Genomic DNA, 15707 nt, shown 5'->3' on the forward strand with positions numbered 1-15707 from the left:
GCTAGCGCACGGCTGCCTCCCCCATCCCCATTTACGGAGCCGCTATGAAAACCAAAGCAGCCGTTGCCTGGCACGCAGGCGCAGCGTTGACGATAGAAGAAGTGGACCTGGCCGGCCCGCGCGCGGGCGAGGTGCTGGTGGAAATCAAGGCCACCGGCATTTGCCATACCGATTACTACACCTTATCGGGCGCCGATCCGGAAGGTTTGTTTCCCGCCATCCTTGGCCATGAAGGCGCCGGCATCGTCACCGAGGTCGGCGCCGGCGTCACCACGCTCAAGCCTGGCGACCATGTCATCCCGCTCTATACCCCCGAGTGCCGGCAGTGCAAGTTCTGCCTGTCGCGCAAGACCAATCTGTGCCAGGCCATCCGCGCCACCCAGGGCAAGGGCCTGATGCCGGACGGTAGCTCGCGCTTTTCGCTGGATGGCCGGCCGATCTTCCACTACATGGGGACGTCCACTTTCGCCAACCATATCGTGGTGCCGGAAATCGCGCTGGCCAAGATCCGCGACGATGCACCCTTCGACAAGGTTTGCTACATCGGCTGCGGCGTCACCACCGGCGTGGGTGCGGTGATCTTTACCGCCAAGGTGGAAGCCGGCGCCAATGTAGTGGTGTTCGGCTTGGGCGGCATCGGCCTGAATGTCATCCAGGGCGCCCGCATGGTAGGGGCGGACAAGATCATCGGCGTCGATATCAATCCGCGCCGCGAGGCCTTGGCGCGCAAGTTCGGCATGACCCATTTCATCAATCCGAGCGCAGTCGAAAACGTGGTCGACCATATCGTCCAACTGACCGACGGCGGCGCCGACTACAGCTTCGAATGCGTGGGCAATACCAAGCTGATGCGCCAGGCGCTGGAGTGCTGCCACAAGGGTTGGGGCAAATCCATCATCATCGGCGTGGCCGAGGCCGGCGCGGAGATCAGTACCCGCCCCTTCCAGCTGGTGACCGGCCGGGAATGGAAGGGCTCGGCCTTCGGCGGCGCCCGTGGCCGCACCGATGTGCCCAGGATCGTGGACTGGTATATGGAGGGCAAGCTGAACATCGATGACCTGATTACCCATACCCTGCCGCTGGAACGCATCAATGAAGGTTTTGAACTAATGAAATCGGGCGAGTCCATCCGCTCAGTGGTCTTGTATTAGGAGATCATCTCAGAAAAAAGAAAAAAGCTTCGGTGCTACAAGGACGCGCCGGAAGCGGACATAGTTCGCAGTTCGGCGCACCGCATCCCGACAGTTGATTGAGTAGCACGACATTCCGGACATCGATAGGCCATGAGATGAGAATTGAATCTCAGCGCTGACGGTAAACGATAGCTAGAGCTGAAACGAGTGACCCTCGCAAACTGCGATTTGTTTCGCGAAACTAATCTCTTGATTTGCCCTCCCACAACACGGATTATTTGCATCTGTAATGGGAGGCACACATGGCTATCGTCATCGAAGACCTACAACTGGAACGGCTAGCGCAGCAGATCGCTACTGCCGAGGGCGTGAGCGTCACAGAAGTTGTTCGCGAGGGATTGATGTCCCTGGCGGGTTTGCGTGGGCTGCCGGCGAAAAAGCCCGCGCTCCGGGAACGGCTGACCGCGCTGGCGAGGGAAGTCGATGCGGTCCCGCATCGACCTAGCGATGGCCGTAGCGACAACGACATTCTGGGTTACAACGAGCACGGCACATGGTAATCGATACGTCGGCTGTGCTGGCCTGGCTCAAGCAGGAGCCAGAGCGTGAGCGCATCATCACCGCTCTGGAGGTGCACAAAGTCTGCCGCATTTCGGCGGTCAGTCTGCTGGAAGCGCATATCGTAGTCAGGGCGCGCGAGCACCCGACCATGCTGGGAAAACTGCAGCGCTTCCTGGAGGAAATAGGTGCCACTGTGACGCCCTTCGACGAGCGCCAAGCCCGCCTCGCCGACGTAGCCTTCCTTCGCTATGGCAAAGGGCAAGGCCATCCGGCCCAACTAAATTTCGGCGACTGCGCGGTATATGCCTTATCCAAGTCGCTGGACGAACCCTTGTTATTTGTTGGCAACGACTTCTCGCAAACGGACATCGAGAAATGTTGATCGCTATGCGCATGTCTCGACGCACGACCAGACGCCGCATTTGAAGCAAGATACGCTGGTGTCTCGCTCGGTTCGGGGTGCTGCAGCGATAGCTGGGACACCCCAAAAATAGACGTTTAGCCAAGCGGCGAGCCTGGTGCCTCCTCCCCGCCGCCGCCGGCAAGGAAGGAATGGCACGATGAAATGCTTGAACGAACACGCCTGCTTCGGCGGCAAGCAAGGCTTTTACCAACACGACTCCAGCGAAATCGGGCTGCCCATGCGGCTGGGTGTCTATCTGCCACCGCAAGCCGAACAGGGGCCAGTGCCCGGCCTGATCTACCTGGCCGGGCTCAGCTGCAATGAGGAAACTTTTCTCATCAAGGCCGGTGCCCAGCGCTATGCGGCCGAGCACGGTCTGGCCTTGATCGCGCCGGATACCAGCCCGCGCGGCGCGAATGTACCAGGAGAAACCGACCATTGGGATTTTGGCCTGGCGGCCGGCTTTTACCTGGATGCCACCGAAGCCCCCTGGTCCACCCATTACCGCATGGAAAGCTATATCGTGCGGGAATTGCCCCGTCTGCTCGGCAGCCAGCTGCCGATACGCAGCGATTGCCTGGGCTTGTTCGGCCATTCGATGGGCGGACATGGCGCGCTTACCCTGGCCTTGCGCCATCCCGGTGCATTCCGCACGCTGTCGGCCTTTGCCCCCATTGCCGCCGCCAGTGACTGTCCCTGGGGTGAAAAAGCCTTCAGCGGCTATCTGGGCAGCGATCGCAGCAACTGGCTGAGCCATGATGCCAGCGCCTTGATGGCGGCCTCGATGGCGCCCTATCCCGGCGGCATCTTGATCGACCAGGGTTTAAACGACCGTTTTTTGACGGAGCAATTGCAGCCGGAACGCTTCGAGGCCGCCTGTCTGACAGCTGGCCAGCCGCTGACCTTGCGTAACCATCCGGGCTACGACCACGGCTACTTCTTTATCTCGTCCTTTATGGCCGACCATATCGCCCATCATGCGAAGGGCTTGAACGACAGCTAAAGCATCCCGCGCAACACCGCCGCCATCTTGACCGCCGCCAATCGCAGCGTGGCATCGTCCACGCCGGCATAACCCAGCACCAGGCCGGGAAAAGGTGGCTGTCCCTGGCAATAAGGCGTCAAGGGTTGGGCGGTGATGCCGGCGCTCGCCAGTAAGGCGCTGATCGCCAGGTCGTCGCTGCCGGGCGGCAAGCGCGCGCAGACATGCATGCCGGCCTCCCCGCCCAATAGCGGCAAAGCACCGCCCAGTTGTTCGCACAAGGTGTCGCGCAGCTTGGCTTGGCGGCGTGCATAGATGGTGCGCATCTTGCGCAGGTGCGAGCCGAAATGCCCCTCGCCGATAAAGTCGGCCAGCGCCGCCTGTACCACGTAGTCGCTCTCGCGATATAGCCGCGCCTGCAAGCGGCGCAGGGGATCGACCAGCTCGATCGGCGCCACCAGGTAGCCCAGCCGCAAAGCAGGAAACATGGTCTTGCCGAAGGTGCCCAGATACAGCACCCGACCGCTGCGGTCCAGTCCCTGCAAGGCTGCCAGGGGCCGTCCCTGATGGCGGAATTCGCCGTCGTAATCGTCTTCGAGTATCCAGGCATCATGCCTCGCCGCCTCCGCCAGCAAGGACTGCCGGCGCGCCAGGCTCATGACCGCGCCCAGCGGGTATTGATGCGAGGGGGTGACATAGATCAAGCGCGGTTTAGGGTAGTCCGCGCCCATCCAGTTCATGCCCTGTTCGTCCAGCGGCAGGGGCGTCACACGCAGACCGGCCGCCTGCCAGGCCGTTCGGGCGCCAAGGTAGCCCGGATCTTCCATCCAGGCCACGTCACCGGCATCCGCGACCGCGCGCGCGACCAGGTCCAGTGTCTGCTGCATACCGCCGGTGATCAGTATCTGTTCCGCACTGCAATCCACCGCCCGCGACAGGCGCAAGTGTTCGGCCAGCACGGTCTTCAGCTCGGCATGGCCGCCCTCGGTGCGGTAGTCGAAATCGGCGGGCGAGCTGGCGCGCTGACGCTGATGCAGATGGCGCTGCCACTGCGTCCACGGAAAAGCCGCCAGATCCGGCAAGCCCGGCATAAAAGCGGGCCCGGCCGGTTCGGCTCGCCGGGTCAGGGTGGGCAGCAGCTGCCTGGCGCGACTCGACAATCCCGGCGTGCCTTGTTGCCGAGCCGGTGATGGCGGCCGCTCCGGCACTGCTTCCGGCAATACCGCCGTCACGAAGGTGCCGGCCCCGCCCCGGCCATGGCAATACCCTTCGGCGCACAGTTGTTCATAGGCGTGCAGGACGGTATTGCGCCCCAAACCCAGTTCCTCGGCCAGGCCCCGGCTGGCGGGCAAGGTCGAGCCGGCCGGCAGCTTGCCCGCCAGGATCGCCGCACGCAGCGCGCGATAGAGCTGGCGATGCAAGGCTTCCCGTGCATCGCGGTCCAGCCCGGCCAGCAGATATTCGCTGAGTGCCGTTAAATTGGTTCCATCTGGTAGTCGCATTCTGGTACTCGTCGAAGGGCCATTAGCCATTTACGCTGTCGTTCTCCACCCGTCAACGGCATCACCCAACTTTTCGGAAACCCGCCATGAGCCATCAGTTCGCGCAGACCCCTCTTACCCGCGTCCGCCGCGCCGCCCTGCGCGCGGACTATGACCGGGAAACCGTGCACGCCATCCTCGACAGCGCCTATGTCTGCCATATCGCCTTCGCCGTGGATGGCCAGCCCCACTGCATTCCCACCGCCCACTGGCGTATCGGCGACACCTTGCATATCCACGGCAGCAATGGCAGCCGGCTGCTTCGGGCACTGGCGGAAGGCGCGGCGGCCTCGGTCTGCGTCAGCCATGTCGATGGCCTGGTCCTGGCCCGGTCGGCTTTCCATCATTCCATGAACTACCGCTCGGCGATGATCTACGGCCGCTTTGAACCGGTTGTCGATGAAGCGGAAAAAATGGCCTCGCTGGTCGCCTTCATGGAGAAGGTCTCTCCCGCGCGCTGGCCCACTGTACGTCCGCCGAACAGCAAGGAGATGGCCGCCACCTTTATGCTGGCAATGCCCATCGTGGAAGCAGTGGCCAAGCTGCGTAGCGGACCGCCCATAGACGACGAGGCCGATATGGACTGGCCGGTATGGGCCGGCGTCATGCCGCTGGAAACCCGTTTCGGTGAACCGATCGCTGCGGTAGCCACGCCGACAGTCGCGGTATAGGTCTGCGCGCCACACAAATTGCAGCAAGGCGCGGTTGCCATGTGCTTGTAACCGGCGCCTTGCTATGCTGCGCGCCACGCCCCCCCCCGGAACCCGCCATGCCCGCCCCGCTTGCCGGTTTGACCGTCCTGGATTTTTCGCCGCTGCTGCCAGGCCCGTTCGCCACCCGGATATTGGCCGACCTGGGCGCCAAGGTCATCCGCATCGAATCGCCGGATCGTCCGGACCTGGTCCGGCAGGGCCCGCCCTTCGTGGCAGGCGTGGCGGCCGGCCATGCCTATCTGAACCGCAACAAACAGAGTCTGGCCCTGAACCTGAAAGCGCCTGGCGCGCTGGCCGCGGTGCTTCGGCTGGTGGTCCAGGCGGATGTGCTGGTGGAGCAATTCCGTCCCGGCGTCATGGCGCGGCTGGGCCTGGATTACACCACCTTGCAAGCCCACAATCCCCGCCTGGTCTATTGCTCGATCACCGGTTACGGCCAGACCGGGCCGCTGCGCGACCGCGCCGGCCACGATATCAACTATCTGGCCTTGACCGGCCTGTCCGCCGGCTCCGGCCGCCAGCAAAGCGGACCGCCGCCGCAGGGGCTACAAGTCGCCGACGTGGCAGGCGGTTCCCTCCATGCGGTGATCGGCATTCTGGCGGCGCTGCGGCAACGCGAGCAGGACGGCCTGGGCCAGCACATCGATATCTCCATGAGCGATTGCGCCTTCCATTTGAATGCGCTGGCCGCGGCCGGCCAATTGGCGGCCGATTGCGATACGCCGGCCGAAGGCGGTTTGCTCAACGGCGGCAGCCACTACGACTACTACCGCTGCCGGGATAATCGCTGGCTGGCCGTCGGCAGCCTGGAGCCGCCCTTCCTGATAGCGCTCTGCCAGGCCATCGGCTTGCCCGAGCTGGCGGCCCGCTTCGGCATCGATCCGGCCCAAGCCAAGCGGCAACTGGCGGCTCGCCTTGCCGAGCAGGATCGCGCCAGCTGGGAAGCGGTGTTCGCCTCGGTGGATGCTTGCGTGGAACCGGTGCTGAGCCTGCCGGAAGCGCTGGACAGCGAATTGGCCAGGGCGCGTGGCTGGGTGGTGGACGTTGCCATCGGCGACGATACGGTGCGCCAACCGGCCATGCCTATCCGTTTTTCCCGCGCCGAAGCCGTATATGGCCAGGCGGGTGGCGCGGTGGGCGAACACGGCCGGACGATCCTGCGCGAAGCCGGGCTGGATGAAATGGAAATTGCAGCATTGCAGGCGGCCGGCGCGCTGGGCCCCGCATGCGATGCCGATTTGCAGCAATAACCCTGTTTATCAAGCCGGATAAAAAAATCCAAATATCCACGGCTTGATCCCATGAACCAATCGCCGGCATCTGGACCGTGTCGGCGAGCCTGTAGCACCCGAGTCCGATCACAATTCCCAGGAGGAAGTTTTAAAAATGAAACACGCGTACCTTAAATCGGCGCTGCTCTGTGCGCTCGTAAGCAGCTCGCTGACCGCCGCCGCCATCCCCAACGGCGACGGCTGGCGCTGGCAGACCGGCTTGAAGCTTACCCCCTCGGCCGTGCTGGACTATCGCGGCCAGCGGATAGAAGACCACCCCCGCAGCGATTACCGGAAAGTCACGGAAGCACGCGACAAGCTTTACGCCGAGCTCAAGCAAGGCCTCTATAGCCGCGTGCAGGCCGAATTGGCCCACGAGTCGGGTTATCGTTGGCATACCGTCGAAATCCGCGGTCCTATCCAGCTGGCGATCACGCCCTCCAATACCGGCGTGGGACCGAATGTTTCGCTGGGCCAGTTCTCGGCGGAACTGCGCACCAATTTCAAGCAGTCCTGGGGCCCCTTCTCGGCGGAATGCACGGTATCGGCCAATACCGGGACGCTGAATCTGTCCGGCAATCTGGACGTGATCAATGGCATGCTGGCCAATCTGCGCATTGTCGATCTGCAGCCCAGTACCGGCCGCGATTGTTCCAGCAGTTTTTCCTGGATTCCCATCCTCGGCCAGATCACCGATCGCTTCTTGAATAAACAGGTCGATTCCATGCTGAACGGCGCCTTCAGCCAGGTGATGGGCCGGGCGCAGGACACCTTCGCGCCGGTCAAGTTCGCGGGGCTGAACACGGCGATTCCCGCCGGCAAATATATGTACGGCTCCTTCGATGCCGGCCAATATGTCACCAATAACCTGAGCCATCTGATATCGCAGACCCATGTCGTGGTCCGCTTCAGCGAGCCGCGGACCCGCCTTAGTCCGCGGACCCTGCCGCCCGAAGGCGACAACCAGGTGACAGAGCTGGACGAGGCATTCAGCATCACGTTCCCAAGCGCTGCCAATGGGAATATCGGCTTTACGGTCTATGACCAAACGCTCTTCAATCGGTATTGGGAATGCCGGCCGATGAAGCCGATCTGCCAACCGCCTCAAGATCAATAGGCGATTAGCGGGGAAGCCGGACAGTTCGACAAGGGCATGCGGTACGCCCTTGCCGGCTTCCCTTCACACGCCCAAGCGCCCCGCCAGCACCACTACCTGGGGCGCGATCTCCCCGGCCCACTCCGCCGGCGTGAGCCGGTAGGCCGGGCCGCTGCAGCTTAGTGCCATGGCCGGCAAGCTGCCCGCGATCGGCGCGGCGACGGCGTGGATATCCGGTTCGAATTCCCCGAATGAGGCACAGAAGCCATCGCGGCCGAATGCCTCGCGCGCGCCCTGCAAGCGTTCAGCCAAGGCAGGCCAGCGCGGCCCGTATTCCGCCGCCAGCTGTTCGTCCAGCAGCGTGCGTTCCATCTGCGGCAGCGCCAGATAGAGCGCCCGCCCGATCGCCGTGGTGGCCAGCGGCACGGTCGAACCGATTTCCAGGCGGATACCGACACGGGTCGGCGCCCGGCAGGTTTCCACATAGACCACCCGCGTCCCCTGCCGCACGCCCAGCGTGACCGCCAGGCCATTGGCTTCCGACAATTTGCGCATGGGTTCGCGCGCGCGCTCGCGCAGGTCCAGTCCGGCCAGGGCGGCGAAACCCAGGGTAAGCACGGCCGGTGCCGGGTGGTAACGCCCCGCGCCATCCTGGCTAAGGTAGCCCAGCTTGCACAGGGTATGGGTCAGCCGGGAGACGGTGGATTTGGGCAAGCTGCAACGCTGCGCCAATTCGGTATTGCCGAGGGCACGATCACCGGCCTTGAACGCGGCCAATACATCCAGACCGCGCGCCAGCGCGGTAACAAATAAGCGGTCGGTCTCGTCGATCGGATCAGGCATGTAAGGGTTCCACGGGAACGTTGGGCTAGCGAGGTTGAGAGGGTACAGACTTGCCGGCAAATGTTGCAGCAATGTAACAATCGGACAAGCAAAAGTTCCGCCGACCACACTTGAAGATACCACTTCATCCCATTGTTTTTATTAGCAATATATCGTTTTTTCCGCATATACGACTGTGTTGCACCCCCGTTCACACCGAACCATTAGGGTTTCCCTAATGAGATGATGGCGCCCAGCGCAAAACCCGGTCGGGCGTACGTCAGCCCCACCTTTTGCCGGGTGGACAAGCATGAGATTGGCTATCCGCCTGGCGTTTATACCGAAGTCGGCATCTTCCGCTGACAGCAATTGGAGATACACCACGTGATGCAACTTACGAAAATTGCCCAGGCAGTACTGGCGCTGGGTGCCGGCATAACGCTCGCCTTCGCTGCGGATGCACAGCCGCCCGTCGAGAAGATCGAAGTCACCGGCTCCAATATCAAACGCGTCAACCGCGAAACGGTTTCGCCGGTTACTTCCTACAACCGCGAAGACATCGCCCGTTCCGGCGCGACCTCGGTCATCGACGTGATGCGCAAGCTGACCGCCGCCGGCGGTAACGGCGGCGAAGCCACCGGTGCCGGTTCCTTCCGCAATGGCGCATCCAACGTGGAATTGCGTCAACTGCCCACCCTGGTGCTGCTGAACGGCTTCCGCCTGCCGAGCTCCGGTTCCGACTCCTACAACGGCCAGACCTCGGTCGACCTGAACAGCATCCCGCTGGCGGCCATTGAGCGCATCGACGTGCTGAAGGACGGCGCTTCCGCCATTTACGGTACCGACGCGGTCGGTGGCGTGGTCAACTTCATCCTGCGCAAGGACTTCAAGGGCCTGGAACTGTCGTCCTCCTACGGCAAGACCACCCATGGCGATGGCGACACCGCCAAGGCCGCGATCAGCGGCGGCTTCGGCGATCGCGCCGAGCAGAAATTCAATGTCAGCTACACCCTGTCGTTCGAAAACCGCAAGGCCATCAATGCAGCCGATCGCGATTGGACCCGCTCCAAGACCGGCGACTTCCGCGACAAGCCGGGCGGCCTGATCCAGGGCGGCGTGTACGGCGCCAAGGGCACCGACCCGGGCACCCTGTCGCTGGGCGGTTCGCAGCGTATGCCGGATCCAGAATGTGCAGCCGACCATATCCGTCCTTACCCGAATGCACCGGAATGGGGCGCCTCGCCAACCCGCAACGCCTGTTTCTATACCCAGGCCGAAGGGGAAGAACTGCTGCACCCGCAGACCCGTTACAGCGGCCTGATCACCGGTAACTGGGACATCACGGACAATCTGACGGCTTATGGCCATCTGTTCTATAACAACTTCGACTCGAAGATCCTGGGCAACCCGGCCTGGATCCAGAATCGGGATCGCTCCAACGTTCTGCTGGTATCCAAGGACAATACCGCCATCAACCCCTATGGCGTTGACGTGCGCGTCCGCCGCCTGTTCCAATCCGAAGAAGGCGGCATCCACTCCAAGGTCAAGACGACCTGGATGGTCGGGGGCTTGAAGAGCCAACTGGGCGACTGGGAATTGGAAGGCTCCGTCGGCAGCGGTACCGAGAAGGGCCATATCCGCACCCTTGGCACCTTTATGCACGACAAGCTGCATGATTACCTGGAAGCGGGCAAATACAATCCGTTTGGCAGCAACAAGAATTCGGCCCAGACCATCGATGAGCTGCGCGCCGATCACGCTGTCCGGACCAAGTCCCAGACCGAGTTCTTCAACGTCAAGGGCACCACCGAATTCGGCCAACTGCCGGGCGGTGCAATCGGCGTAGCGGTCGGCGCCGAGTTCAAGCGCGACAAGCTGAGCTACGATCCCACCCAAGCCTGGCGCAAAGGCGAGATCGGCATCTATTCGCAGCTGATGGGCATCAACGGCTCGCAACGCCAGTCGGCCGCCTTCACCGAGTTCAGCCTGCCCATCCTGAAGAATCTGGAAGCGCAACTGGCGGTCCGTTACGACCACTACGAGTTCGCCGGCAACACCACCAACCCCAAGGTTGGCCTGCGCTGGACCCCGACGCCCTCGCTGTTGCTGCGTACCACCTACAGCACCGGCTTCCGCGCACCGACCCTGTCGCAAACCTTCAATGAAGGCCGCGGCGGCTTCGCTTCGGCACGCGATCCGAAGCGCTGCCTTACCGGTAACGAATTCTTCGACCTCGATTGCAGCGCCTCGGTGCTGTCCCTGGTTACCGGTACCAAGACCATCAAGCCGGAGAAGTCGAAGAACTTCAACCTGGGCTTCGTGTTCGAACCGGTCAAGGACGTCAATATCGGCATGACCTACTGGCGCATCAGCTGGAAGGACCGGATCGAAGAGCTCGATTCCGAATCCGTCCTGGCAGGCGAAGATGGTCCTTACAAGGGCAATGTGGTTCGCTACCCGGTGACCACGGAAGACCAGGAAAAGTACGACGCCCTGACGCCTGCCGAGAAGAACTCCATCGGCCCATTGGTCGGCGCGCTCAAGGAAGTGAAAATCGGCCTGATCAACCGCAGCAAGGTGTTCACCGACGGTATCGACGTGGATGGCTCCATCACCATGCGTACCCGCGAAGCCGGCAAGTTCAAGCTGCTGGCCGAAGGTACCTACCTGTCGCGCCAGAACAGCTCCAAGCTGCCGGATGATCCGTCCATCAACTGCGCCAACAACACCTCGTGCGAAGCCGGCGAATACCAGACCCCCCGCGTTCGCGCCAAGCTGGGCCTGAACTGGGAAAAGGGCCCATGGGCGACTACCAGCAGCGTGAACTACGTGTCGTCGTATCGCATGGACCGGACCGTCTCCATCACCAACAACGTCCAGTACTCTCACTATGACGAGGGCGTCAGCCTTACCAGCTCCACCACGTTCGATGCGTCGGTCAGCTACACGGGCATCAAGGACCTGACCTTGCGTCTGGGCGCCGACAACCTGTTCGACCGCGATCCGCCTTTCAACCCATCGAACAATATGGGTTTCGACAAGGATCTGGGCGACACCCGTGGCCGCTACATCTACGGTACCTTGAACTACAAGTTCAAGTGATCCGGGCGGCCTTCGGGCCGCTACGCAACACCCCTAACGCCCCGAGTCGAATCGGGGCGTTTTTTTTGGTCCTCTGGCGGCGGATCGCCGGCAGGCGCATGCTGCCTGGATGTCCGTCGCCGACAGCCGAAGCCGTCTTTACAGCGTCGTCATAGCCGGCTATGCTGTTTCGCATAGTGAAATTAAATTCCGCATAGCGGAACAAACTGATACGCCTTCCCTGGATTCGGATCGTTTGAGCCCAGGCATTTACCAGACACGCAATATGGAGACCGATATGGCCAAGCCGCACTTTCAATGGGACGACGCCCTGCTGCTGGACGAGCAGCTCAACAGCGACGAACGCATGATCCGCGACGCCGCCCGCGATTACTGCCAGGGCCGGCTGCTGCCGCGTGTACTGGAAGCCAACCGCCACGAGCGTTTCGACCGCGAGATCATGACCGAGCTGGGTGAACTGGGCCTGCTGGGCTCCACCATCGAGGGTTACGGCTGTGCCGGCGCCAGCTACGTGGCCTACGGCCTGGTGGCGCGGGAAGTGGAGCGGGTCGATAGCGGCTATCGCTCGGCCATGAGCGTGCAGTCCTCGCTGGTGATGTACCCGATTTACGCCTACGGCACCGAAGAACAGAAACAGAAATACTTGCCCAAGCTGGCCACCGGCGAATGGGTAGGCTGCTTCGGCCTGACCGAACCCAACCATGGCTCCGACCCCGGCAGCATGATCACCCGCGCCCGCTCGGTCGATGGCGGCTACTCGCTGTCGGGTTCCAAGATGTGGATCACCAATTCGCCGATCGCCGATGTCTTCGTGGTGTGGGGCAAGACCGACGACGGCGAGATCCGCGGCTTTGTGCTGGAAAAAGGCATGAAGGGATTGAGCGCTCCCAAGATCGAAGGCAAGTTCTCGCTGCGTGCCTCCATCACCGGCGAAATCGTCATGGACGAGGTATTTGTCCCGGAAGCCAATCTGCTGCCCAACGTGAAGGGCCTGAAGGGTCCGTTCGGCTGCCTGAACAAAGCCCGCTACGGCATTGCCTGGGGCGCCATGGGCGCGGCCGAGTTCTGCTGGCAGGCCGCCCGCCAATATACGCTGGACCGTATTCAATTCGGTCGCCCCTTGGCCGCCACCCAGTTGATCCAGCTGAAGCTGGCCAATTTCCAGACCGAAATCACCCTGGGCCTGCAAGCCGCCCTGCGGGTGGGCCGTCTGATGGACGAAGGCCGCGCCGCGCCGGAAATGATCTCGCTGATCAAGCGCAACAATTGCGGCAAGGCCCTGGATATCGCCCGCGTATCGCGCGATATGCATGGCGGCAACGGCATCAGCGACGAGTTCCATGTCATCCGCCATGTGATGAACCTGGAAGCAGTCAACACCTACGAAGGCACCCATGATGTGCACGCCCTGATCCTGGGCCGCGCGCAGACCGGCATCGCCGCCTTCGGCAACTGAGTCCAACCGGCCCATCGGCGCCGGTGCCGGTGGGCCGCATCCGGAAAGCACCATGTCCGCCTTATCGCATCTCCGCATTCTCGACCTTTCCCGCGTACTGGCCGGTCCCTGGGCCACCCAGTTGCTGGCCGACCTGGGCGCCACCGTCATCAAGGTTGAAAAACCCGACGGCGGCGACGATACCCGCGGCTGGGGCCCGCCCTTTCTGACCGGCCAGGATGGCGCGCCCAGCCGCGAGTCCGCCTACTTCCTCTGCACCAACCGTGGCAAGCAATCGCTGGCCATCGATATCGCCAGCAGCGAGGGCCAGGCGCAACTGCGCGAGCTGGTGAAAAGCTGCGATGTGGTGGTGGAGAACTTCAAGGTCGGCGGCTTGAAGAAATACGGCCTGGATTACGACAGCCTGGCCGCCATCAAGCCCGACCTCGTCTATTGCTCGATCACCGGCTTCGGCCAGAACGGGCCGCGGGCGGAGCAAGCCGGCTACGACTTCATGATCCAGGGCCTGGGCGGCTTGATGAGCATCACCGGCGCGGCCGACGGCGAACCGCAGAAGGTTGGCGTCGCCGTCACCGATCTGTTCACCGGCATGTATGCCACCGTCGCCATCCAGGCGGCCCTGGCCCACCGCGACCGCAGCGGCGAAGGCCAGCATATCGATCTGGCGCTGTTCGATTGCCAGTTGGCCATGCTTGCCAACGTGGCCTCCAACCACCTGGTGGGCGGCAGCAAGCCATCGCGCTACGGCAATGCCCATGCCAATATCGTGCCTTACCAGGCCTTCCCCGCCGCTGACGGCCATGTGATCGTCGCGGTAGGCAACGACAGCCAGTTCGCCCGCTTCGCCGAACTTTGCGGCCATCCCGAATGGGCAGGCAACCCTCGCTACGCCACCAATCGCGCGCGGGTGGAAAACCGTGCCGAGCTGGTGCCCTTGATCAGTGCCGCCATGTTGACCCAAAGCCGCGCCTACTGGATCGCCGGTATGGATAGCCTGGGCATTCCCGGCGGCCCCATCAATACCGTGCCGGAAGCCTTGGCCGAGCCGCAAGCGCAGGCACGCGGTGCGGTGGTAACGATAGCCCACCCGATCGCCCCGGTGAAAATGGTGGCCAATCCGATCAAGCTTTCCAAGACACCGATTCGCTATGATGTGCCGCCGCCCATGCTGGGCGAGCACAGCGATAGCCTGCTCGGCAACGCCTGAGCCGTTCGCCCCCGACGGCAACCCTTTCGAGACAAGCATGACGACCACTCAAGACAAGCAGATCAGCCTGGCCTGGCTACAACAGCACCATGTGCGCGAGGTGGAATGCCTGGTGCCGGATATCAACGGCTTCCCGCGCGGCAAGACCATGCCCGCCGCCAGCTTCGCCGCCGGCCAGGAACTGCGGCTGTGCCGCGCCGTCGCCATCCAGACCGCCACCGGCGACTGGGCCGATTACAAATATTCCGGTGAAGGCGACCCGGATATGAAGTTGCTGCCGCTCTACGGCACCCTCAAGCCGGTTCCGTGGGCCGGCCAGCCGCGTGCCATGGCCATCCACGACTGTATCGACCTGGACGACCGGCCCACGCCCATCGCCAGCCGCAATGTGCTGAAAAACGTGCTGGCCGCCTACGCCGCCCACGATTGGCAGCCGGTGGTCGCGCCCGAGCTGGAGTTCTATGTATTAGCCCCCAACCTCGACCCGAACGACCCCTTTACCCCCCGAAAAGCCGCAATGGCCGACGCGAGGACGGCCAGCAAGGTTTCAGCATGGGCGGCCTCAACGATCTGGGCGCCTTCTTCGACGAGGTCTACACCGCCCTGGCGGCGCTCGGCATCCCCGGCGATACCTTCGTGCATGAACTGGGACCCAGCCAGTACGAAATCAATCTGCTGCATGGCGATGCGCTATTGCTGGCGGACCAGGCCTTCCTGTTCAAATACGCCTTGCGCGAGGTCGGCTTCAAACACAATCTGCAGGTGGTCTTCATGGCCAAGCCGCTGGCCGGCCAACCGGGCAGCTCCATGCATATCCACCAAAGCATCGTGGATGGCGAAGGCCGCAATATCTTCAGCGCGCCGGACGGTAGCGCCACGCCGCTATTCGAGCAATTCATCGCGGGACAGCAAAAGCTGATTCCGGAGCTGATGCCGCTGTTCTGCCCCCATGTGAACAGCTATCGCCGCTTTGCCAAGCATATGGCGGCGCCGGTCAATCTCAGCTGGGGCCACGACAATCGCTCGGTCGGTTTGCGCATTCCCCGTTCCAGCCCGGTTGCCCGCCGCGTGGAGAACCGCATTCCCGGCTGCGATGCCAACCCCTACCTGGCCCTGGCCGCCAGCCTGGCGTCCGGACTCCATGGCATGGAGCAAGGCTTGCAGGCCACGCCGGAAGCGACCGGCACCGTCTTCAACCAGGCGGAAGATACCGGTCCGCAATTGCCACGCAGCCTGGAAGCCGCCCTGGCTGCCATGCATGGCAGCGCCGTTGCGCGCAGCCTGTTCGGCGATGAATTCATCGATGCCTTCGTGGCCGCCAAGGAAGTGGAACTGGACAGCTTCCTCAACGAAGTAACGCCATGGGAACGGCGCTATCTGGCCGCCCTGGCCTAGGTCCTATCCGCCGTAAGCCAAATCC

The 15707-nt window shown here is 62.7% G+C and carries 14 protein-coding genes; 11 read left to right on the forward strand and 3 right to left on the reverse strand.

Translation table 11 applies throughout. The features are described 5' to 3' along the window. The first annotated feature begins 44 nt into the window (after positions 1-44). The 4 genes from FNU76_RS06995 to fghA all read left to right on the forward strand — a co-directional run bounded on the left by FNU76_RS06995 (position 45) and on the right by fghA (position 3100). Positions 45-1151: an S-(hydroxymethyl)glutathione dehydrogenase/class III alcohol dehydrogenase gene (locus FNU76_RS06995; RefSeq protein ID WP_144277520.1), complete on the forward strand. Its 1107-nt coding sequence runs from the start codon at positions 45-47 to the stop codon at positions 1149-1151. Positions 1152-1435: 284 nt separating this feature from the next. Then, complete coding sequence (locus FNU76_RS07000) at positions 1436-1693, forward strand: type II toxin-antitoxin system VapB family antitoxin (protein ID WP_144277521.1); 258 nt, start codon at positions 1436-1438, stop codon at positions 1691-1693. Beyond that, the gene (locus FNU76_RS07005) at positions 1687-2076 is read left to right on the forward strand and encodes a type II toxin-antitoxin system VapC family toxin (protein WP_144277522.1); all 390 of its coding nucleotides are present in this window, start codon (positions 1687-1689) and stop codon (positions 2074-2076) included. The genes FNU76_RS07000 and FNU76_RS07005 overlap by 7 nt, the downstream gene beginning before the upstream one ends. 178 nt (positions 2077-2254) lie before the next feature. Next, positions 2255-3100 carry an S-formylglutathione hydrolase gene (fghA, locus tag FNU76_RS07010; protein ID WP_144277523.1) on the forward strand — a complete coding sequence of 282 codons (846 nt, stop codon included), beginning with the start codon at positions 2255-2257 and terminating at the stop codon, positions 3098-3100. Here fghA and pdxR read toward each other — a convergent pair. Continuing rightward, entirely contained in the window at positions 3097-4581 is a 1485-nt protein-coding gene (gene pdxR / locus FNU76_RS07015) for a MocR-like pyridoxine biosynthesis transcription factor PdxR (protein WP_144277524.1), read from the reverse strand. The two genes, fghA and pdxR, sit on opposite strands and share 4 nt — an antisense overlap. Before the next feature lie 86 nt (positions 4582-4667). On the opposite strand from pdxR, the gene FNU76_RS07020 reads away from it, so the two are divergent. The 3 genes from FNU76_RS07020 to FNU76_RS07030 all read left to right on the forward strand — a co-directional run bounded on the left by FNU76_RS07020 (position 4668) and on the right by FNU76_RS07030 (position 7721). After that, the gene (locus FNU76_RS07020) at positions 4668-5291 is read left to right on the forward strand and encodes a pyridoxamine 5'-phosphate oxidase family protein (protein WP_144277525.1); all 624 of its coding nucleotides are present in this window, start codon (positions 4668-4670) and stop codon (positions 5289-5291) included. 98 nt (positions 5292-5389) lie between these two features. Then, on the forward strand, positions 5390-6583 hold the full coding sequence (locus FNU76_RS07025; RefSeq protein ID WP_144277526.1) for a CaiB/BaiF CoA transferase family protein: 1194 nt from the start codon (positions 5390-5392) through the stop codon (positions 6581-6583). 136 nt (positions 6584-6719) lie between these two features. Next, complete coding sequence (locus FNU76_RS07030) at positions 6720-7721, forward strand: hypothetical protein (protein WP_144277527.1); 1002 nt, start codon at positions 6720-6722, stop codon at positions 7719-7721. Positions 7722-7784: 63 nt separating this feature from the next. Here FNU76_RS07030 and FNU76_RS07035 read toward each other — a convergent pair whose 3' ends face one another. Then, complete coding sequence (locus FNU76_RS07035; protein WP_144277528.1) at positions 7785-8543, reverse strand: IclR family transcriptional regulator; 759 nt, start codon at positions 8541-8543, stop codon at positions 7785-7787. A 366-nt stretch (positions 8544-8909) separates the two neighbouring features. Between FNU76_RS07035 and FNU76_RS07040 the strand changes: the two genes are divergently transcribed. The 3 genes from FNU76_RS07040 to FNU76_RS07050 all read left to right on the forward strand — a co-directional run bounded on the left by FNU76_RS07040 (position 8910) and on the right by FNU76_RS07050 (position 14287). Then, the gene (locus FNU76_RS07040) at positions 8910-11624 is read left to right on the forward strand and encodes a TonB-dependent receptor (RefSeq protein ID WP_144277529.1); all 2715 of its coding nucleotides are present in this window, start codon (positions 8910-8912) and stop codon (positions 11622-11624) included. 277 nt (positions 11625-11901) lie between these two features. Then, on the forward strand, positions 11902-13080 hold the full coding sequence (locus FNU76_RS07045; protein WP_144277530.1) for an acyl-CoA dehydrogenase: 1179 nt from the start codon (positions 11902-11904) through the stop codon (positions 13078-13080). Between the two features lie 52 nt (positions 13081-13132). Further along, positions 13133-14287, forward strand: coding sequence for a CaiB/BaiF CoA transferase family protein (locus FNU76_RS07050; protein WP_144277531.1), 1155 nt, complete (start codon positions 13133-13135; stop codon positions 14285-14287). Positions 14288-14363: 76 nt separating this feature from the next. Here FNU76_RS07050 and FNU76_RS24450 read toward each other — a convergent pair whose 3' ends face one another. Next, entirely contained in the window at positions 14364-14711 is a 348-nt protein-coding gene (locus FNU76_RS24450) for a hypothetical protein (RefSeq protein WP_223879391.1), read from the reverse strand. Between FNU76_RS24450 and FNU76_RS07055 the strand changes: the two genes are divergently transcribed. After that, positions 14594-15682: a glutamine synthetase family protein gene (locus tag FNU76_RS07055; RefSeq protein ID WP_223879255.1), complete on the forward strand. Its 1089-nt coding sequence runs from the start codon at positions 14594-14596 to the stop codon at positions 15680-15682. The genes FNU76_RS24450 and FNU76_RS07055 overlap by 118 nt on opposite strands. The last annotated feature ends 25 nt before the right edge of the window (positions 15683-15707 follow it).

The organism is Chitinimonas arctica, from assembly GCF_007431345.1.
GTDB lineage: Bacteria > Pseudomonadota > Gammaproteobacteria > Burkholderiales > Chitinimonadaceae > Chitinimonas > Chitinimonas arctica.